Origin of the sequence: Streptomyces sp. NRRL S-31 (genome assembly GCF_000718775.1) — a bacterium.
Taxonomy (GTDB): Bacteria; Actinomycetota; Actinomycetes; order Streptomycetales; family Streptomycetaceae; genus Streptomyces.
This window is the reverse complement of the sequence record NZ_JOCB01000066.1, coordinates 1-18,180: the sequence shown is the minus strand read 5'-3', so window position 1 is coordinate 18,180 and position 18,180 is coordinate 1. Positions and strand designations below refer to the sequence as shown.

The window sequence follows — 18,180 nt, the reverse complement described above, 5'->3', positions numbered from 1 at the left end:
ATCGTGGGGGACGACTGTGTGGGATTTGCTCGGATTTGCCCGCGCGGGTGCGCTTCAGGCTAGCCCGTGCCGGTCGGCCGCGTCCCGGTGGGGGGTCCGGACGGACCGGCTCCGACGGGTGGCCGGGGCACCGGTACGCTGCGGTACGCCGTTCAGGAACCGTCAGAAAGGCAGCTCCCCCTGTGACTGCGACTCCCCCGGGCCGTACCCGCCGCACCGCGCTGGTGGCCACGACCTGCGCGCTGGCCGTGACGGGAGCGATGGTGCTGTCGGGGTGCGGTGGCGGGGGCGACGATCCGGACGCCGGGACGAACGGGGTGGGCAAGCTGCCCGCCGCCCGGATCCAGGCGAAGACACGGGCGGCGGCGGACGCGGCGGACGCGGTGCGGCTCTCCGGGTCCGTGACCACCAGCGGCCGTACGTACCGGCTGGACATGCGGCTGAAGGCCGACGGCGGCAGCGGGTCCGTCACCTCGCAGGGGACGGCCTTCAAGCTGCTGCGGGTCGGCGAGGAGCTGTACCTCAAGGCCGACGCGGGCTTCTGGAACCACGCCGACGGCAGCGACGGCGCCACGGGCAAGCTGGACGGCAAGTACGTGAAGGTGCCGCAGGGCGACCCCGCGTACAAGAAGTTCAGCGGCTTCACGGACAAGGACGTCCTCCTCGACGGTCTGCTGACCCTGCACGGCACGCTGGCGATCGACGGCCGCCACACCGATCAGTCGGGTACCCGCACGATCCGGATCACCGGCGACAAGGGTTCGGGCGGCACGCTGGACGTCTCCCTCCAGGGGCAGCCGTACCCGCTCCGCCTGGTCCGCGGCGGCGGCGCGGGCTCGCTCCGCTTCTCGGACTGGGGCAAGGACTTCACCGTCGAGGAACCGGCCGCGTCGGACACGGTGGACTACGGCAGGCAACTGCCGACGTCGTGAGCCGTCCGGCGGGCGCTCACGCCCCCGCGCCCGGCCCCCGCGCTCACTTCCTCCCGCGCCGCTTGAGCAGCAGCTTCGGCAGTCCGGCCGGCACCGCTCCGCGCGTGGTGGCCGGTGTCGGCACGGGGCGCTCGGCGAGGTCCCCGTCGGGCAGCGGCGCCACCGTCCCGGCCGGCACCAGGCGCAACACCCGGCACTCGCGGGCCCAGCGGGCCGGCATCTCCTCGGCGTCGGGGGCGTTCAGCCGCTTGCCCTTCAGCTCGGCGACGGCCGCCTCCCACTCCGGCGAACCGGACGCCGGCTCGGTCACGGTCACCGGATACGTCACCAGCCGGCCGCCCTTGTCCTTGCTGCGCACGCTCACCTCGGCCAGGCCCCCGGCGGCCAGCCCCGCCAGTGGCTGCTCACCCGGCCCGTCGCCGACCACGCACACCGCGCCCTCGTGCCACACGTGCCACAGCGCACGCGCGGCCGGCGCCCCGGCGCCCCGGACCCAGATGAGGCCGGACTTCTTCGTGGCCTCCTCGATGAGGGCCCGGTCGAGCAGCTCGCTTGTCATACGGACCAGCCTATCCAGGCCGGACCGGCCCGCTCACAGCCAGCCGTTGCGCTTCAGCGTGCGGTGGATGCCGAGACAGATGGCGGCGGTGATGCCCATGATCACCGGATAACCGAACTTCCAGTGCGTCTCCGGCATGTAGTCGAAGTTCATGCCGTACACCCCGCACACCATCGTCGGCACGGCGATGATGGCCGCCCACGCGGTGATCTTGCGCATGTCCTCGTTCTGCGCGACGGACGCCTGGGCGAGGTTGGCCTGGAGGATGGAGTTGAGCAGCTCGTCGAAGGCCATGACCTGCTCCTGCACCCGGGCCAGGTGGTCGGCGACGTCCCGGAAGTACTTCTGGATGTCCGGGTCGATCAGCCGCATCGGCCGCTCGCTCAGCAGCTGCATGGGCCGCAGCAGGGGCGCCACCGCCCGCTTGAACTCCAGCACCTCGCGCTTGAGTTGGTAGATGCGCGCCGAGTCCACACCACGCGAGACCCCGCCCCGGCGGCCGGGCGAGAAGACCTCGGTCTCCACCTCGTCGATGTCGTCCTGGACCGCGTCGGCGACCGCGATGTAACCGTCCACGACATGGTCGGCGATGGCGTGCAGCACGGCCGAGGGGCCCTTGGCGAGCAGTTCCGGGTCGTCCTGGAGGCGGTGCCGCAGGGCGCGCAGCGAGCCCTGGCCGCCGTGCCGGACGGTGATGAAGAAGTCCCGGCCGGTGAAGCACATGACCTCACCGGTCTCGACGACCTCGCTGTTGGCGGTGAGCCGGTCGTGCTCGACGTAGTGGATGGTCTTGAAGACGGTGAAGAGGGAGTCGTCGTACCGCTCCAGCTTCGGCCGCTGGTGCGCCTGGACCGCGTCCTCCACGGCCAGCGGGTGCAGTCCGAACTCACCGGCGATTCCCGCGAATTCCGACTGGGTCGGCTCGTGCAGGCCGATCCAGACGAACCCGCCGTCGCGGCGCACCTGCCGCATCGCCTCCTGCGGGGTCAGCGGCTTGCCGCTCTGCACCCGGGCGCCGTCGCGGTAGACGGCGCAGTCGACGACGGCCGAGGGCGTCGCCGGGTCCCGCGTGCTGTCGTACGACGACGGACTCGTGTCCTTGCGCAGCGAGACGCGGGACGACGGGCGGACCACGGCGCGCAGGTCGCGGATCATCGACATGGGCAGGCTCCTTCGCGGGCGGGCAGCGAAAGCGCGACGCGGCGACGGGTGGAACTACCCGGAATGGGGACGTTCGGACCGTGCATGTTTGGCACGTCCACAAAGCGGGGAGCACCGCACCGTCGCGGTGGCGACATCGCTGCTGACGCAGAACTGATTCAGGTCAGACAGATCAGGCAAGGCGAAACGAGGTGCTCTTCCGAACGACGATGCGCAAGGGAAGGCGGCGGCCAGCCGGGTAACTACGTCAACAGCCGGAAGAGCGAGTGGTACTGCACGGTCGACTTCGATCCATGACAGCCCCACCTCCTCCGGCCGGTCCCTCGTAAGGGAGTCCTCTCGGCGTCGGGACTCGATAGCGACGCTTCTGCGTGCTGCCCCGAACCACCGGCTCAGAGTACCAGCCGCCCGTACTGTCAAGGTGCCGCTTTGCCCGCTGCTGACGAGTTCTATGCTCGCCGCATGGTTGATGTTCTTCCTCTGGTCGAGGCACGGTTGACCACCGCGCTGGGCGCACCGGACGCGCGCGCCGCCGTCACCTTCCTCGGCACGGACCGCATCGAGGTGCTCCGTTTCCAGGAGGGGGACGTCGTCCGGTACGCCACCCTCGGCATGTCCGCGCACCCCATGACGGACCCCACGGCACTGGTCGCCGATCCGGTCCAGGGACCCCGCGCCGAGCTGGTGCTCTCCGTCCGCGCGGGCCTCGCCGACACCGGCAAGGTGCTCCGACCGCTCGCGGTCCTCGCCGCGTCCCCGCAGGTGGAGGGTCTGGTGGTGACCCCGGGCGCCTCGCTGGACGTGGGCGAACCGCTGTGGCCCGGCGCTCCCTTCACCTCGGTCCTGGTGGGCGAGCCCGGCGGGCTCGTGGAGGACCTGGAACTGGACGCCCCGATGGACCCCGTACGGTTCCTGCCGCTGCTGCCGATGACCCCGAACGAGGCCGCCTGGAAGCGGGTGCACGGCGCCCAGGCCCTCCAGGAGCGGTGGCTGGCGAACGGGACGGACCTGCGGGACCCCGCCCGCCGGTCCGTCACGCTGGAGTGAGCGGGTGAGTGAGCAAGCTCACCGAAGGGCCCCCGGGGGCGGTCAGCCGGCGAAGACGCCGACCCCGTCCTCGGTCGCGTGCCGCGGCTCCAGCTCCGCCGCCCGGTGCGTCAGCGCCCGGCGGCGTACGACGACCACGAGCGCGCCCAGTACCGCCGTGACGGCCGCGACCACGAACGGGACGTGGATGTCGGTCCACTCCTCGATCTTCGGCGCGAAGTAGGGCGCCGCGGCGGCGGCGAACCAGCGGACGAAGTTGTAGCCGGCGCTCGCCACCGGGCGCGGCGCGTCCGACACCCCGAGCGCCAGCTCTGTGTACACGGTGTTGTTCACGCCGATGAAGGCACCGGACAGGATGGTGCAGACGATCGCCGTGGTGTGGTCGCCGTAGCCGAGCACGAGCACGTCCGCCGCGAGCAGCAGCAGCGAGCCGCCGAGCACCTTCAGCGAGCCGAACCGCGCCTGCATGCGCGGAGCCACGATCACCGAGAACACCGCGAGCAGCAGACCCCAGGCGAAGAACACCGCGCCCGACCGGTACGGCGTCATGTCCAGCACGAACGGGGTGAAGGCCAGCACGGTGAAGAACGTGTAGTTGTAGAAGAACGCCGAGACCGCCGCCGAGGCCAGCCCGCCGTGGCCGAGCGCCTTGAGCGGGTCCAGGATCGACGTCTTGCGGGCGGGCTTCGGCTGCTCCTTCAGGAACACCGTGATGCACAGGAAGCCGATCGCCATCAGCGTGGCTGTGCCGAAGAAGGGGTAGCGCCAGCTGACGTTGCCGAGGACCGCGCCGAGCAGCGGGCCGCAGGCCATGCCGAGGCCGAGCGCGGACTCGTACAGCAGGATCGCCGCCGCGCTGCCGCCGGCCGCCGCGCCGACGATGACCGCGAGCGCGGTGGAGACGAAGAGCGCGTTGCCGAGACCCCAGCCGGCCCGGAAGCCGACGAGCTGGCCGACCGAGCCGGAGGTGCCGGCCAGGCCCGCGAAGACGACCACGAAGGCGAGGCCGAGCAGCAGGGTCTTGCGGCCGCCGACGCGGCTGGAGACGAAGCCGGTCAGCAGCATCGCGACGGCGGTGATCAGGAAGTACGAGGTGAAGAGCAGGGACACCTGGCTGGCGGTGGCGTGCAGGCCCTGGGCGATCGACGGCAGGATCGGGTCGACGAGGCCGATGCCCATGAAGGCGACGACGGAGGCGCCGGCCGTGGCCCAGACCGCCTTGGGCTGTCGCAGGATGCCACCGGCTCCCGCGTCGAAGGGGTCCATGTCGCTTCTCCCATCCTCACTAGGTAGTTGGCTTATGCATATAATAAGTTAGTGCGGCTAATTAATGCAAGATGCATCTATCGTGGCCGGTCACCCCGCTGACCGGGGGTTCCGTCCGGACGGGTGATCATCCTTGACGTGGGCGGGCAGGGGTAGGACCGTGGAGCCCTATGAGGGGCGAACCCAGTTGCCCGAAGTGCGGTGGCCGGGTCAGGGCTCCCGGACTCTTCGCCGATGCGTGGCAGTGCGATGTGCACGGCACGGTGTATCCGCTACAGCCCGTGATCCCGCCCAGCGTCGAGGCGCTCAACGTGGTCGTGCGCCGCACGCAGGTACCCGTGTGGATGCCGTGGCCGCTGCCGGTCGGATGGCTGTTCACGGGCGTGGCGCACGCCGGGGACGACCGCAGCGGCGGTCGCGCGACCGCGGTGGCCTGCTCCGGCCCCGGCCCGCTCGGCGGACCCGGCGAGCTGATCCTGATCGCCGAGGAACTGGGCGTCGGCCTCGGCGCGTGGTACGCGGGCATCGACGGCCCCGACCCGGGGTCGTACATGAACGTGGAGAAGCCGCCGCAGGCCAAGGTGCTGGCCGCCGGCCGCCCCACCCCGCTCTGGCACGTCTACCGCACCCCCGACGACCGGGCCGTCTTCGCCGGGGAGGCGCTCGGGATGTGGCTGTGGGCGGTGATGTGGCCCGAGCGGGCCGGCCTGCTGCTGTACGACGAGCTGGTGCTGACCGACCTGCGGGACGCCGGGGCGGAGATAGACCTGGTGCCGTGCGGGGCGTTGTCGCCGCGTCTGCTGCGCCCGTAGAGCCGCGCCCGCAGAGCCCGGGCGGCGGGGTCGTTCCGGGCGTGGAAGTGAAGGGCGGCAGGCGTAGAAGTAAAGGGCGATGAGCGGTTTCGGGTGTGACATCGAGGGCGGAAAACCCGGTTATCCTTAGGTGTCCTCTTCCGTCCGTCCTGCCTGGAGTTCGCGTGCGCATCGATCTGCACTGCCACTCCACGGCCTCCGACGGTACGGACACCCCGGCCGAGCTGGTGCGCAACGCCGCCGCCGCCGGACTGGACGTGGTCGCGCTGACCGACCACGACACCACCCGCGGGCACGCCGAGGCCGTCGCCGCGCTGCCCGGGGGGCTCACGCTGGTCCCCGGCGCCGAGCTGTCCTGCCGGGTCGACGGCGTCTCGATGCACCTGCTGGCCTACCTCTTCGACCCCGACGAGCCGGCCCTGCTCGCCGAGCGCGAGCTGGTCCGGGACGACCGGGTGCCGCGGGCCCAGGGCATGGTCGCCAAGCTGAACGCGCTGGGCGTGCCGGTCACCTGGGAGCAGGTCGAGCGGATCGCCGCCGGCGGCTCCGTCGGGCGCCCGCACGTCGCCTCCGCGCTGGTCGAGCTGGGTGTCGTGCCGACGGTGGGCGACGCGTTCACCGAGGAGTGGCTGGCCGACGGCGGGCGCGCCTTCGTGGCGAAGCACGAGACCGACCCGTTCGAGGCGATCCGGCTGGTCAAGGCAGCGGGCGGGGTCTGCGTGTTCGCGCACCCGGCCGCCGCCAAACGGGGCCGCACCGTGCCGGAGTCCCGCATCGCGGAGATGGCCGAGGCCGGTCTGGACGGTGTCGAGGTGGACCACATGGACCACGACGCAGCCGCGCGCGACCGGCTGCGCGGCCTGGCCAAGGACGTGGGCCTGCTGGTCACGGGCTCCTCCGACTACCACGGCAGCCGCAAGACCGTGGCGCTGGGCGCCTACACGACCGACCCCGAGGTGTACGGGGAGATCACCCGGCGGGCGACGGGCGCGTTCCCGGTGCCGGGCGCCGGCGGAGCCTGAGCCCCGCGGGGCCGGACCGTGCCGGACCGCGACCCCTCACGCCCGTACCACTTCTTCCTCTTCCAGCAAGGCCAGTTAGCACCACCATGTTCGACATCGCTGTCTTCGGTTCCCTGTTCCTGACCCTGTTCGTCATCATGGATCCCCCCGGGATCACCCCGATCTTCCTCGCCCTGACCGCCGGACGGCCGGCCAAGGTGCAGCGCCGGATGGCGTTCCAGGCCGTCTGCGTGGCGGGCGGGGTCATCGCCGTCTTCGGCGTCCTCGGGCACCAGATCCTCGACTACCTGCATGTGTCCGTGCCCGCGCTGATGATCGCGGGCGGACTGCTGCTCCTGCTGATCGCGCTGGACCTGCTCACCGGCAAGACCGACGAGCCGAAGCAGACCAAGGACGTCAATGTGGCGCTCGTGCCGCTGGGCATGCCGCTGCTGGCGGGGCCCGGGGCGATCGTGTCCGTGATCCTGGCCGTGCAGAAGGCCGACAGTGTGACCACGCAGATCTCGGTGTGGTCCGCGATCCTCGCGATCCACGTCGTTCTGTGGCTGGTGATGCGTTACTCGCTGCTGATCATCCGGGTCATCAAGGACGGCGGCGTCGTGCTGGTGACGCGGCTCGCGGGCATGATGCTCTCCGCGATCGCCGTCCAGCAGATCATCAACGGTGTCACTCAGGTGATCCGGGGGAGCTGAGCCGTCGTCGGTTCGGCTCCCCCGGAAAGCTTGAGTGGCGACAGCCCGCGTGCGGGCTACGAAGCCGGTGTGTCGGCCGGGCGGATCCACAGGCGCTGCCCGATGGCGGCGGCCTGCTGAACGATCCGGTTGACGGAGGCGGCGTCCACGACGGTGCTGTCCACGGCGGTGCCGTCGACCTCGTCGAGTCGCATGATTTCGAAGCGCATGGGCTTCTCCCTTCGTCTGGTCATCCTCCTGCGGAGAACTACTGGTGTGGCATCCGGAGTGTCCGGTGTCGTACGAGTCAACGCTCCGTTTGTTACGAACATTCCCTACGCTAAAGAAATTTTTCGAACGACTAATTACTGACCGGTAAGCGGCCGAGGAGGAACCGATCGGGACCGGTTGTGTTCGCACTGTGACCACCGGGACAATAGGGGCGATGAACGACGACCTGGCCGCCCTCGCCGCCCGTATCGACCGCACCAACGAGCTGCTGGTACGCATGCTCGCCGAGGTGGCGAAGACACCCTCGACCCACGCGATCTTCGTCGACGCGGGCTACCTGTACGCGGCCGTCGGCCGGCTCGCCACCGGCACCGAGGACCGCCGCGCCTTCGACCTGGACGCCGAGGGCCTGATCGACGCGCTGATCGACAAGGCGCGCACGATCTTCGCGGACAGCCGGCTGCTGCGCGTCTACTGGTACGACGGCGCCCGGCGCCGCATCCACACCGCCGAGCAGCAGTCCATCGCCGAGCTGCCCGACGTCAAGGTCCGGCTCGGCAACCTCAACGCCAACAACCAGCAGAAGGGCGTGGACTCGCTGATCCGCACCGACCTGGAGTCCCTGGCGAGGCACCGCGCGATCAGCGACGCGGCCCTCCTCGGCGGCGACGAGGACCTGGTCTCGGCGGTCGAGGCGGCCCAGGGCTACGGCGCCCGCGTCCACCTCTGGGGCATCGAGGCGCCCGAGGGCCGCAACCAGGCCGAGCCGCTGCTCTGGGAGGTCGACAGCCAGCGCACCTTCGACCTGGAGTTCTTCAAGCCCTACGTCTCCCGGCGCGCCGCCACCCCCTACGAGCCCACCGGCACCGCCCGCCCCACCCGCGAGGACGTCCGCTTCGTCGGCGCCCAGATCGCGGCGAAGTGGCTCTCCTCCCGAGGCCGGGAAGCCATGCTCGAACTCTTCCCCGGCCATCCCTACCTGCCCGGCTCGGTCGACCAGGACCTGCTGGTCGAGGCCGAGGAACTGCTCCAGTACTCCCTGCGCGGCCAGGCGGAGCTGCGGCGCGCGCTCCGGGACGGCTTCTGGGAGCACCTCCAGGCGCAGTTCTAGGGGGTTTCGTTTGGATCAGGTCGGATCAGGCCGCGGCGTCCGGTGCGGTGCATCGCGAGGCGGAGGATCACCCTCCTACTGGGCGTACTCGGGTGGTCCGACAACGCGGCGTGGGGGTCCCCCCGGCCGGAGGCTGGGGGAGCGCCGTGCCGGGCGTCGCGGACCCGGGCTGATCCAAACGAAACTCCCTAGCCACCGCCCGCCTGACCGCGGCCGGGGAGTACGGGCGCGGCCTACGAACGGGCCGGGGCGCCGTCCCAGAAGTCGGCCAATGCGCGGGCCGTGGCGAGGGGCCGGTCGGTGTTGGGGGAGTGCTCGGCCCACTCGACGACCGTCCGCCGCGCGTCCAGCCGTACGGCCATGTCGTCGAACAGCGGCAGCGGCCAGGTGTCGTCCTTGGCGCCCGACAGCACGTGGAACGGCAGCGGCACGGCCGCCAGCTCGGCCACCCGGTCCGGCTCCGTGCACAACTGCCGTCCGGTCGCGATCAGTTGGGCGGGCCTGGTGCCCAGCCAGCGGCGCCGCAGGTCGTCCCGGCCGTCCAGACCGGCGTCGAGCGCGGGCGTGTCCGTCTCCTCCGGCGGCTCCATCGCCTGGATCGCCTCCCACACCTCCGCCATGCTCAGCGCCGCGAGCGCGTCCCGGAGCAGCTTCACCCGCTCCCGCTGGGACGGCGCGATCCGGGCGGGGCCGGAGGACATCAGGGTCAGCGACAGGAAGGGCGAGTGGTCGAGCAGCACCGCCGCGCGGGCGATCTGCCCGCCGAGGGAGTGCCCCAGCAGATGCACCGGGCCGTCGAGGGCCGCCGCCTGCGCGAGGACGTCCCGGGCCAACTCCTCCTGCGCGTAGGCCGATTCGTCCGTCGCCGGCCCGTCCGACTCGAACTGCCCCCGCCCGTCCACCGCGATGGTCCGGTAACCGCGCTCGGCGAGCGGCACGTGCAGCGGGTTGAAGTCCTCCTTGCTCCCGGTGAACCCCGGCAGCAGCAGCGCGACCCCCCTGGGCTCGACGCCGGCGGCTGCCGGCGCGTCGACCACCGCGAACTCCCCGCGGGCGGTCCGCAGCGGGTAGGCGCGGGCGCCGGGCGGCGGGACGAAGGTGACGGGCCTGCTCATGGGGGAGAGGCTATCGGGCGGCGGGCCGGGCGCGGTCCGGCAGGGGCGCGCCTGACGGGGTTCCGGGCCGACACGCCGATGGCCGGGTCCACGATCGTGGACCCGGCCATCGGACCGGCTTGCACCGCCTGGCACACGGCGCGGGATCAGGCCTCGGGGGCCTCCGTGGCCGCCGCCGTCTTGCGTGTGCGGCGCTGCCTCGGCGTCGCCTCGGCACCCTCACCGGCCGCCTCGGCGGCGGACGCCGCCGTCTTGCGGGTGCGGCGTCGCGGCTTGACCTCCGGCTCCTCGGTGGCCTGCGCCGGAATCTCCGGAGCGGCCGCCTCGGCGACGGCCTTGCGGGTCCGCCGCGCCTTCGGAGCGGCGACCGCCTCACCGTCGACCGCGTCCGCTGCCGCGCTGGCGGCGGTCTTGCGGGTGCGACGGGGCTTGGCCTCGGCTTCGGCCTCGGGAGCCTCCGCCGTGGTGGCCGCGGTCTTGCGGGTGCGGCGCGGCTTGGTCTCCGCCTCGGCCTCGGTGGCCTCCGGCGCGGCTGCGGCGGCCTTGCGGGTGCGGCGCGGCTTGGCCTCCGCCTCCGTCTCGGTCGCTTCCGGTGCGGTGGCGGCCGTCTTGCGGGTGCGGCGCGGCTTGGTCTCCGCCTCGGCCTCGGTCGCTTCCGGCGCGGCTGCGGCGGTCTTGCGGGTGCGGCGCGGCTTGGCTTCCGGGGCTTCCGCGGTGTCCACGACGGCTTCGGCGGTGGCCGCGGCCTTGCGGGTGCGGCGCGGCTTGGCCTCCGCCTCCGTCTCGGTGGCCTCCGGTGCGGTGGCGGCCGTCTTGCGGGTGCGGCGCGGCTTGGCCTCGGTCTCCGCCTCGGGGGCCTCCACGGCCGCGGCGGTCTTGCGGGTGCGGCGCGGCTTGGTCTCCGGGGCTTCCGGGGCCTGCGCCACGGCCTCGGCCGCGGGCGCCTCGGGCGCGGCCGGCTCCGCGGCCTTGCGGGTGCGACGGCGCGGCTTGGTCTCCGCGGCCTCGGCGACCTCCGTGGGGGCCACGGGGGTCTCGGCGGCGGCTGCGGTCTTGCGGGTGCGGCGCGGCTTCGGCTCCACGGTCCCGGTCGTCTCCGGTGCGGCCTCCGCCTCGACGGCCGGCTCGGCCGTCTTCCGCGTGCGACGGCGCGGCTTGGTCTCCGCGGCCGGAGCCGCCTCGGGCTCCGCCACCGGGGCGGCCTCCGCGACCACGGCCTCGGCCGCCGGGGCCACGGTCGGCTCGGGAGCCGTCGCCACCTCGGCCTCCGCTGCCTTGCGGGTACGGCGGCGGCGCGGCTGCTCCGGCGCGTCCGGGACGGCGGGGGCCTCCGTCGCGGTCACCGGCTCCACGGCGGCGGCCTCGGCGGCCGGTGTCGCCACCGCGGCGGCCGTCACCTGCTGCGAGGGCGCTCCACCACGGGTGCGGCGACGACGGCGCGGGGTCCGGGCAGCGGCCTGGGTCTCCTCCGTACCGGCGGTCTCGGTGGTCGCCGGCGCGGTGGCGGAGGCGTCCAGCGGTGCTCCGCCGCGCGTACGGCGGCGCCGGCGCGGCGTGCGGGCCGGACGCTCGCGCTCGGCCGACTCGGCCCGGCCACCGTCACGGCTGCCGTCCCGGCCACCGTTCCGGCCGTCGTCGCGACCACCACGGCCACGGCCGCGCGCACCGCGCCCGCCGGTCTCGCCCAGGTCCTCCAGCTCCTCCGCGTCCAGACCGGCACGGGTCCGCTCCGAGCGGGGCAGTATGCCCTTGGTGCCCGCGGGGATGCCGAGGTCGGAGAAGAGGTGCGGGGAGGTCGAGTAGGTCTCCACCGGGTCGTTGAAGCCCAGGTCCAGCGCCTTGTTGATGAGCTGCCAGCGCGGGATGTCGTCCCAGTCGACGAACGTGATCGCCGTACCCTTGGCGCCCGCGCGGCCGGTGCGGCCGACGCGGTGCAGGTACGTCTTCTCGTCCTCCGGGGACTGGTAGTTGATGACGTGGGTCACGCCCTCGACGTCGATGCCGCGCGCGGCGACGTCGGTGCAGACGAGGACGTCGACCTTGCCGTTGCGGAAGGCGCGCAGCGCCTGCTCGCGGGCGCCCTGGCCGAGGTCGCCGTGGACCGCGCCGGAGGCGAACCCGCGGCGCTGGAGCTGCTCGGCGATGTCGGCGGCCGTGCGCTTGGTCCGGCAGAAGATCATCGCCAGCCCGCGGCCTTCGGCCTGGAGGATGCGGGCGACCATCTCCGGCTTGTCCATGGAGTGACCGCGGTACACGAACTGCTTGATGTTCGCGACCGTCGCGCCCTCGTCGTCCGGCGCGGTGGCGCGGATGTGCGTGGGCCGCGACATGTAGCGGCGCGCGAGGCCGATGACCGCGCCCGGCATGGTCGCCGAGAACAGCATGGTCTGGCGCTTGGCCGGCAGCATGTTGATGATCTTCTCGACGTCGGGCAGGAAGCCCAGGTCGAGCATCTCGTCGGCCTCGTCGAGCACCAGGCACTTGACGTGCTTCAGGTCCAGCTTCTTCTGGCCCGCGAGGTCGAGCAGCCGGCCCGGGGTGCCGACGACCACGTCGACGCCCTTCTTCAGGGCCTCGACCTGGGGCTCGTAGGCCCGGCCGCCGTAGATCGCGACGACCCGCACGTTACGGACCTTGCCCGCCGTCAGCAGGTCGTTCGTGACCTGGGTGCACAGCTCGCGCGTGGGGACGACGACGAGGGCCTGCGGGGCGTCGGTGAGGGCGTCGGGAGTGGCGCGTCCGGCCTCCACGTCGGCGGGGACGGTGACGCGCTCAAGGAGCGGCAGACCGAAGCCCAGGGTCTTGCCGGTGCCGGTCTTGGCCTGGCCGATGACGTCCGTGCCGGAGAGGGCGACGGGGAGTGTCATCTCCTGGATGGGGAAGGGGGTGACGATGCCGACGGCCTCCAGGGCCTCGGCGGTCTCGGGCAGGATTCCGAGTTCTCGAAACGTCGTAGTCAGGGTCATGCCTCTTCTGTGTGCGCGGTGCGAGGCGAGCGCGGGGGGTCATGTGCGACCGTGCCGGGGACGTCGGCTGCCGTACGGGCCAGCCTGTCAAGGCGAGCCGTAAGACACGGGACCTCTGCCGACGCTCTAGCGCTCGTACCGCTGAGGGTGTCCCTCCTGTCGTCGTACGTACTGCTTCGTACGGCCAGGGAGGGCTGTCGGGTCGGAGCCGATCGGGCCACCGACCGGGCATCCTCATGCGTGCGGCCTGTCGGACACGTCGAACACCGTCGACGCACTCAGCAGGCGCATTACCACCATACCCCGGATTCACGCACATGTGATGGCCGAATTGGTCACGTAGCCGTGGCCACGGTGATCGGCCAACGGCTTGAGGGGGCACCGAGCGGGCTATTGTGCGCCTCATGACTAGCTCTGACAAGCCTGAGAACGCGTCCGCCGAACCTGCCGGCCCGACCGGCGTCGCCGCCCAGGACTGGACGCGGGCGTCCGCCGATCCGCAGTACCGCGCCGCCGTCGTGGACCTGCTCGGGGCGCTCGCGTACGGGGAGCTGGCGGCGTTCGAGCGGCTCGCCGAGGACGCCAAGCTCGCGCCGACCCTCTCGGACAAGGCGGAGCTGGCGAAGATGGCCTCGGCCGAGTTCCACCACTTCGAACGGCTGCGGAACCGGCTGACCGAGATCGGCGAGGAGCCGACGGCCGCCATGGACCCGTTCGTGGCCGCGCTCGACGGCTTCCACCGGCAGACCGCGCCGTCGGACTGGCTGGAGGGCCTGGTCAAGGCGTACGTCGGTGACTCGATCGCGAGCGACTTCTACCGGGAGGTCGCGGTCCGCCTCGACTCCGACACGCGCGAGCTGGTGCTCGCCGTGCTCGACGACACCGGGCACGCCGAGTTCGCGGTGGAGAAGGTGCGGGCCGCCATCGACGCCGACCCGCGCGTGGGCGGCCGGCTCGCGCTGTGGGCGCGGCGGCTGATGGGCGAGGCGCTGTCGCAGTCCCAGCGGGTGGTCGCCGACCGGGACGCGTTGTCGACGATGCTCGTGGGCGGCGTGGCCGACGGGTTCGACCTCGCCGAGGTCGGCAGGATGTTCTCGCGGATCACCGAGGCGCACACCAAGCGGATGTCCGCGCTGGGCCTGGCGGCCTGAGCCGGTACGTCTGGCGGGGGCGCGCGGTCACGGGGAGCCGTGGTGCACCGAGTGCCCCCGAAGGCTCGGACGGCTCGAAACGGTCCGGGTGGCCCGGAGCGGTTCGGCGACTCGGAGCGGTTCGGGTGGCTTGGATGATTCGGGTGGCCCGGCCGCGGCTACGCCGTCAGTGACCGGCGGCGGAGGCGGCCCGTCGGGCGCAGGAGCAGGGACAGGGACGCCACCGAGACGACCGCGGCGCCCAGGATGCTCAGCAGGACGGTGCCCGGCCCCAGGGCGGTGCGGGTGACGAAGTCCCCGAAGAGGGCCCCGGCGACGCCCGTCGAGTACACCAGCGGCCGGGCCGGCAGCCGGTGGGCGAGGCCGTGTGCCGCGGCCCAGGCGAGGATCAGACCGAGCACGGCGGAGCCGAGTGCTTCGAGGATCATGTCGGGGTCCCTCCCACGGCCGGTCTGGCTCGACGGTCGTAGCCCGTCTTACCCGTGACCTGCGGATTGCAATCCTTGGCTGTGGAGGAGTTGTGCCCCGAATGTGAGTGCGCCCCACGCGTCCGTACGGGTGTGCGCCTCACGTGTCCGGACGGGCGTGCGCTTCACGTGTCCGGACGGGCGTGGGTCTCACGCGGAAGGCCCGGCGGCACATGGCCGCCGGGCCTTCCCCGCCTGACTTCGGAGCGCGCTCTCAGGGCGTGCTCCCAGGTCGTCCCGAGGCGTGCTCTCAGAGCGTGCCGAAACCCACCTTGCGCACGGTCGGCTCGCCGATCTCCACGTACGCCAGACGGTCCGTCGGCACCAGGACCTTCCGGCCCTTCTCGTCCTGGAGGCTCAGCAGCTGCGTCTTCCCGGACAGCGCGTCGTTGACCACGCGCTCGACCTCCTCGACGCTCTGACCGCTCTCCAGAACGATCTCGCGGGGCGCGTGCTGCACGCCGATCTTGACCTCCACGGCTATGTCCCTCCGACGGTCAGTGATGTGCGCGATCATCGCGCCGTACTCCGCACACATTAGCCCGGTGAGGGGACGTACACGCTGCGGGCCCGCACGCCAGGAGCGAACACCGCGCGGGAACAAATCGGGAGCGGGCCGGAGACGGACCGGGGGCGAACCCGGGACGGACCGGCGCCGACGTCCGTCAGTGGTGCTCGTTGCCGTGCAGCGGAAAACCGGCGATGCCCCGCCAGGCCAGCGAGGCCAGCAGCTGCACCGCCTGGTCGCGCGGGACGCTGCGGTCACTGTGCAGCCAGGAGCGGGCGACCACTTGGGCGAGTCCGCCGAGACCGGAGGCGAGCAGCATCGACTCCGCGCGCGAGAGACCCGTGTCCTCGGCGATGACGTCGCAGATCGCCTCGGCGCACTCGGTGGTGACCTTGTCCACGCGCTCGCGCACCGCGGGCTCGTTCGTCAGGTCGGACTCGAAGACCAGCCGGAAGGCCCCGCCGTCGTCCTCCACGTAGGCGAAGTAGGCGTCCATCGTCGCCCGTACGCGCTGCTTGTTGTCGGTCGTCGAGGCCAGTGCGCCGCGCACCGACTGGATCAGTGCCTCGCAGTGCTGGTCCAGCAGGGCGAGGTAGAGGTCGAGCTTGCCCGGGAAGTGCTGGTAGAGCACCGGCTTGCTCACGCCGGCCCGCTCGGCGATGTCGTCCATCGCCGCCGCGTGGTAGCCCTGCGCGACGAAAACCTCCTGAGCGGCGCCCAGCAGCTGGTTCCGCCGGGCTCGGCGCGGCAGTCGGGTGCCGCGCGGGCGTGCTGCCTCAGTTTGCTCGATGGCTGTCACGCCGCCTCCCAAAGTCGTCCTCATGCGGTGTCGGCCGCGCGGCCATCGTACTTTTCGGTAACCGTGGTGTGCGCGGTGCGAGCGCAGAATTTCACGTACCGGACGGCGGCGAAAGCCGTGCGGTGCCCCCGGGACGGCCGGCCGGGCCCCGTGAGGCCGGCGCCGGTCGTCACACGAGGCCGGCGGTCAGGCCCTCAAGGTCAGCGATCACGGCCCTCAAGATCGGCGGTCTTGGCCGTCGAGGTCGGCGGTGATGGCCCTCAAGGTCAGCGGTAGTCGTCCTCGTCGAGCGAGACCACGCGCGTCTGCTCCAGGAGATCGGCCTCGTTCCCGCGGTCCGGGTCGACGCCGGTCAGCGGGTCGTCGCGGTCCGGGGCGATGTCCGCGTGCTGTTCGGCGGCGTCCACCTCGGGCGCCTCGACATCGATCTCCGGCGCCGTGTCGGCCTCCGCGCCGTCGAAGTCCCGGATCGCGTCGGGCTCGGTGGGGTCATAGGCCATGGTGGGCTCCCTTCCTACGGACGTCCCTGGAAGCAGCAGGGGCCACACGCGGGTGCCCTCTGTACGAGCCTAGGAGACTGCTGATCCGGACGCCATGCCGTCGGGCCTGTTCGCACCCCGGTTCTCCGCCCGCGCGTGGTTCACTCTGTGACGGCGAACACATGAATCCCGACGTGATCACCTCGTAACATTGCCGCATGTCTTCGACCGAGTCGCCGTCCGTGCCGGCCGCCAGTGTGCTTCCCAGAGTGGCGCCCGTCCGGGTCGGCGAGGGCGAGCGGCTGCGGTCGGTGGGCCTTCCCGGTGTCACCCTGTCGGTCCGTTCCCGGCCGCCCGCGCGCGAGAACCTGCCCCGCGCGCTGTACGTCCACGGGCTCGGCGGCTCCTCGCAGAACTGGTCGTCGCTCATGGCCGAGCTGGACGGCGTCGTGGACAGCGAGGCGGTCGACCTGCCGGGCTTCGGCGACTCCCCGCCCCCGGACGACGGCGACTACTCCGTCACGGGCCACGCGCGCGCGGTGCTCCGCTATCTCGACGCGGCCGGCCACGGCCCGGTGCACCTCTTCGGCAACTCGCTGGGCGGCGCGGTCGCCACGCGCGTGGCCGCCGTACGCCCGGACCTGGTGCGTACGCTCACGCTGGTCTCGCCCGCCCTGCCGGAGCTGCGCGTCCAGCGCACCGCGGTGCCGACGGGACTGCTCGGGGTGCCCGGCATCGCCGCCCTCTTCACCCGGCTCACCCGGGAGTGGACCGCCGAGCAGCGGGTCCGCGGGGTCATGGCACTCTGCTACGGCGACCCCGGGCGGGTCTCGCCGGAGGCGTTCCGGCTGGCGGTGGAGGAGCTGGAGCGGCGGCAGCAACTGCCGTACTTCTGGGACGCGATGGCCCGCTCCGCGCGCGGCATCGTCAACGCCTACACCCTGGGTGGACAGCACGGGCTGTGGCGCCAGGCCGAGCGGGTGCTCGCCCCCACCCTGCTGGTCTACGGCGGCCGGGACCAGCTGGTCGGCTTCCGGATGGCCCGCAAGGCCGCCCGCGCCTTCCGGGACTCCCGGCTGCTGACCCTGCCGGACGCCGGGCACGTGGCGATGATGGAGTACCCCGGTGTGGTGGCCGGCGCCTTCCGGGAATTCACGGCACAGACGGCCCGCGACGGCGAGGGCACCGACCGCCCCGCCGCGGGCGCGGGGAGCTGAGGGCCAGGGTGGGACGCCACAGCCGCCGCGGACCGGCCCCGAAGGCCGAGTCGACGGATATAGACGCGAAGCGGGGCGGCCGACGGGGCGCGGGCTCCGACGTCCCCCAGGACGACACCACCCGGCCGCCGGACGGCACACCGCCCCCGGGCGCGCCCCGGCCGCCGGACGGCGTACCCCTTCGGGGCGCGCCCCGGCTGTCGTACGACGCGCCGTTCCAGGGCGCGCCACGGTCGCCGCACGACGCGCCACGGTCGCCGCGCGGCGCATCCGTGCAGGGCTCGGCGCGGCCGTCGGGCGGCACGGCCGCGCAGGGCGCGCCGCGGGCCTCCGGCGGTGGTGTGGGAGCCTCCGGCGGCGGTTCCGCGCGGGGTGGCCCGGAGCTTTCCGGAGCCTCCCCGGCGCCCGGCACGCCGAGGCCGCCCGAGGGCACCCCGGCGCGCGCTGTGCCCGAGCCCCCCGACGGGGCCCGCGGGAGCGGCGGCGCGGGATCGCCCGCGCCCGGCACCTCCGAGCGTTCCGGCCGTACCCCCGCTTCCGGCGCTTCCGGCGCCTCCTCCGGGCTTCCCGGCGGTACGCCCGCGCACGGGACGCCTGGGACCGCCGGTGGTGCTCCCGGGCGCGGGGCGCCCGGGTCGGCCGACGGCGCGCCCGCGCGCGGTGCGC

Annotated in this window: 18 protein-coding genes; 8 read left to right on the top strand and 10 right to left on the bottom strand. The window is 72.7% G+C overall.

Features of this window, described 5'->3' with window-relative positions; all coding sequences use genetic code 11:
* Nucleotides 1–182: 182 nt before the first annotated feature.
* Entirely contained in the window at nt 183–932 is a 750-nt protein-coding gene (locus IF37_RS0124385; protein ID WP_030746340.1) for a hypothetical protein, read from the top strand.
* Nucleotides 933–975: 43 nt separating this feature from the next.
* Here IF37_RS0124385 and IF37_RS0124380 read toward each other — a convergent pair whose 3' ends face one another.
* Complete coding sequence (locus IF37_RS0124380; RefSeq protein WP_030746337.1) at nt 976–1,491, bottom strand: hypothetical protein; 516 nt, start codon at nt 1,489–1,491, stop codon at nt 976–978.
* 33 nt (nt 1,492–1,524) lie between these two features.
* Complete coding sequence (locus IF37_RS0124375; protein WP_030746334.1) at nt 1,525–2,652, bottom strand: magnesium and cobalt transport protein CorA; 1,128 nt, start codon at nt 2,650–2,652, stop codon at nt 1,525–1,527.
* Nucleotides 2,653–3,114: 462 nt separating this feature from the next.
* Between IF37_RS0124375 and IF37_RS0124370 the strand changes: the two genes are divergently transcribed.
* The gene (locus IF37_RS0124370) at nt 3,115–3,699 is read left to right on the top strand and encodes a suppressor of fused domain protein (protein ID WP_030746332.1); all 585 of its coding nucleotides are present in this window, start codon (nt 3,115–3,117) and stop codon (nt 3,697–3,699) included.
* Nucleotides 3,700–3,741: 42 nt separating this feature from the next.
* Here IF37_RS0124370 and IF37_RS0124365 read toward each other — a convergent pair whose 3' ends face one another.
* Complete coding sequence (locus IF37_RS0124365) at nt 3,742–4,965, bottom strand: MFS transporter (protein WP_030746328.1); 1,224 nt, start codon at nt 4,963–4,965, stop codon at nt 3,742–3,744.
* 170 nt (nt 4,966–5,135) lie between these two features.
* Here IF37_RS0124365 and IF37_RS0124360 point away from each other — a divergent pair, with 170 nt between their 5' ends.
* The 3 genes from IF37_RS0124360 to IF37_RS0124350 all read left to right on the top strand — a co-directional run bounded on the left by IF37_RS0124360 (nt 5,136) and on the right by IF37_RS0124350 (nt 7,491).
* Nucleotides 5,136–5,777 carry a DUF6758 family protein gene (locus tag IF37_RS0124360; RefSeq protein WP_030746320.1) on the top strand — a complete coding sequence of 214 codons (642 nt, stop codon included), beginning with the start codon at nt 5,136–5,138 and terminating at the stop codon, nt 5,775–5,777.
* Nucleotides 5,778–5,941: 164 nt separating this feature from the next.
* Nucleotides 5,942–6,799: a PHP domain-containing protein gene (locus IF37_RS0124355; protein ID WP_030746317.1), complete on the top strand. Its 858-nt coding sequence runs from the start codon at nt 5,942–5,944 to the stop codon at nt 6,797–6,799.
* Between the two features lie 86 nt (nt 6,800–6,885).
* Nucleotides 6,886–7,491 (top strand): MarC family protein, encoded by a 606-nt coding sequence (locus IF37_RS0124350; protein WP_030746314.1) that lies wholly within the window; start codon nt 6,886–6,888, stop codon nt 7,489–7,491.
* A gap of 56 nt (nt 7,492–7,547) precedes the next feature.
* Here IF37_RS0124350 and IF37_RS45010 read toward each other — a convergent pair whose 3' ends face one another.
* Complete coding sequence (locus IF37_RS45010) at nt 7,548–7,700, bottom strand: hypothetical protein (RefSeq protein ID WP_107054713.1); 153 nt, start codon at nt 7,698–7,700, stop codon at nt 7,548–7,550.
* Nucleotides 7,701–7,915: 215 nt separating this feature from the next.
* On the opposite strand from IF37_RS45010, the gene IF37_RS0124340 reads away from it, so the two are divergent.
* Entirely contained in the window at nt 7,916–8,812 is an 897-nt protein-coding gene (locus tag IF37_RS0124340; protein WP_030746310.1) for an NYN domain-containing protein, read from the top strand.
* 233 nt (nt 8,813–9,045) lie between these two features.
* Here IF37_RS0124340 and IF37_RS0124335 read toward each other — a convergent pair whose 3' ends face one another.
* Together IF37_RS0124335 and IF37_RS0124330 are read right to left on the bottom strand one after the other, a co-directional pair.
* Entirely contained in the window at nt 9,046–9,927 is an 882-nt protein-coding gene (locus IF37_RS0124335) for an alpha/beta fold hydrolase (protein ID WP_030746307.1), read from the bottom strand.
* A 146-nt stretch (nt 9,928–10,073) separates the two neighbouring features.
* Entirely contained in the window at nt 10,074–12,794 is a 2,721-nt protein-coding gene (locus IF37_RS0124330; RefSeq protein WP_030746299.1) for a DEAD/DEAH box helicase, read from the bottom strand.
* 494 nt (nt 12,795–13,288) lie between these two features.
* On the opposite strand from IF37_RS0124330, the gene IF37_RS0124325 reads away from it, so the two are divergent.
* Nucleotides 13,289–14,044: a ferritin-like fold-containing protein gene (locus IF37_RS0124325; RefSeq protein ID WP_063886409.1), complete on the top strand. Its 756-nt coding sequence runs from the start codon at nt 13,289–13,291 to the stop codon at nt 14,042–14,044.
* 158 nt (nt 14,045–14,202) lie between these two features.
* Here IF37_RS0124325 and IF37_RS0124320 read toward each other — a convergent pair whose 3' ends face one another.
* From IF37_RS0124320 to IF37_RS0124305, 4 genes are all read right to left on the bottom strand, one after another.
* Nucleotides 14,203–14,472: a hypothetical protein gene (locus IF37_RS0124320; protein ID WP_030746280.1), complete on the bottom strand. Its 270-nt coding sequence runs from the start codon at nt 14,470–14,472 to the stop codon at nt 14,203–14,205.
* A 289-nt stretch (nt 14,473–14,761) separates the two neighbouring features.
* Complete coding sequence (locus IF37_RS0124315; RefSeq protein WP_030746276.1) at nt 14,762–14,989, bottom strand: DUF3107 domain-containing protein; 228 nt, start codon at nt 14,987–14,989, stop codon at nt 14,762–14,764.
* A gap of 187 nt (nt 14,990–15,176) precedes the next feature.
* A complete protein-coding gene (locus IF37_RS0124310; protein WP_030746273.1) occupies nt 15,177–15,818 on the bottom strand; it encodes a TetR/AcrR family transcriptional regulator in 642 nt (213 codons plus the stop codon).
* Between the two features lie 266 nt (nt 15,819–16,084).
* Nucleotides 16,085–16,318, bottom strand: coding sequence for a hypothetical protein (locus IF37_RS0124305; protein WP_030746270.1), 234 nt, complete (start codon nt 16,316–16,318; stop codon nt 16,085–16,087).
* A gap of 197 nt (nt 16,319–16,515) precedes the next feature.
* Here IF37_RS0124305 and IF37_RS0124300 point away from each other — a divergent pair, with 197 nt between their 5' ends.
* Nucleotides 16,516–17,514: an alpha/beta fold hydrolase gene (locus IF37_RS0124300; protein WP_030746269.1), complete on the top strand. Its 999-nt coding sequence runs from the start codon at nt 16,516–16,518 to the stop codon at nt 17,512–17,514.
* The last annotated feature ends 666 nt before the right edge of the window (nt 17,515–18,180 follow it).

Excerpts from the sequence above, each read along its gene's own strand:
- IF37_RS0124380 (WP_030746337.1), bottom strand. The coding sequence starts at position 1,491 with ATGACAAGCGAGCTGCTCGACCGGGCCCTCATCGAGGAGGCCACGAAG.
- IF37_RS0124375 (WP_030746334.1), bottom strand. The coding sequence starts at position 2,652 with ATGTCGATGATCCGCGACCTGCGCGCCGTGGTCCGCCCGTCGTCCCGC.
- IF37_RS0124370 (WP_030746332.1), top strand. The coding sequence starts at position 3,115 with ATGGTTGATGTTCTTCCTCTGGTCGAGGCACGGTTGACCACCGCGCTG.
- IF37_RS0124365 (WP_030746328.1), bottom strand. The coding sequence starts at position 4,965 with ATGGACCCCTTCGACGCGGGAGCCGGTGGCATCCTGCGACAGCCCAAG.
- IF37_RS0124360 (WP_030746320.1), top strand. The coding sequence starts at position 5,136 with ATGAGGGGCGAACCCAGTTGCCCGAAGTGCGGTGGCCGGGTCAGGGCT.
- IF37_RS0124350 (WP_030746314.1), top strand. The coding sequence starts at position 6,886 with ATGTTCGACATCGCTGTCTTCGGTTCCCTGTTCCTGACCCTGTTCGTC.
- IF37_RS45010 (WP_107054713.1), bottom strand. The coding sequence starts at position 7,700 with ATGCGCTTCGAAATCATGCGACTCGACGAGGTCGACGGCACCGCCGTG.
- IF37_RS0124340 (WP_030746310.1), top strand. The coding sequence starts at position 7,916 with ATGAACGACGACCTGGCCGCCCTCGCCGCCCGTATCGACCGCACCAAC.
- IF37_RS0124335 (WP_030746307.1), bottom strand. The coding sequence starts at position 9,927 with ATGAGCAGGCCCGTCACCTTCGTCCCGCCGCCCGGCGCCCGCGCCTAC.
- IF37_RS0124330 (WP_030746299.1), bottom strand. The coding sequence starts at position 12,794 with ATGACACTCCCCGTCGCCCTCTCCGGCACGGACGTCATCGGCCAGGCC.
- IF37_RS0124320 (WP_030746280.1), bottom strand. The coding sequence starts at position 14,472 with ATGATCCTCGAAGCACTCGGCTCCGCCGTGCTCGGTCTGATCCTCGCC.
- IF37_RS0124305 (WP_030746270.1), bottom strand. The coding sequence starts at position 16,318 with ATGGCCTATGACCCCACCGAGCCCGACGCGATCCGGGACTTCGACGGC.
- IF37_RS0124300 (WP_030746269.1), top strand. The coding sequence starts at position 16,516 with ATGTCTTCGACCGAGTCGCCGTCCGTGCCGGCCGCCAGTGTGCTTCCC.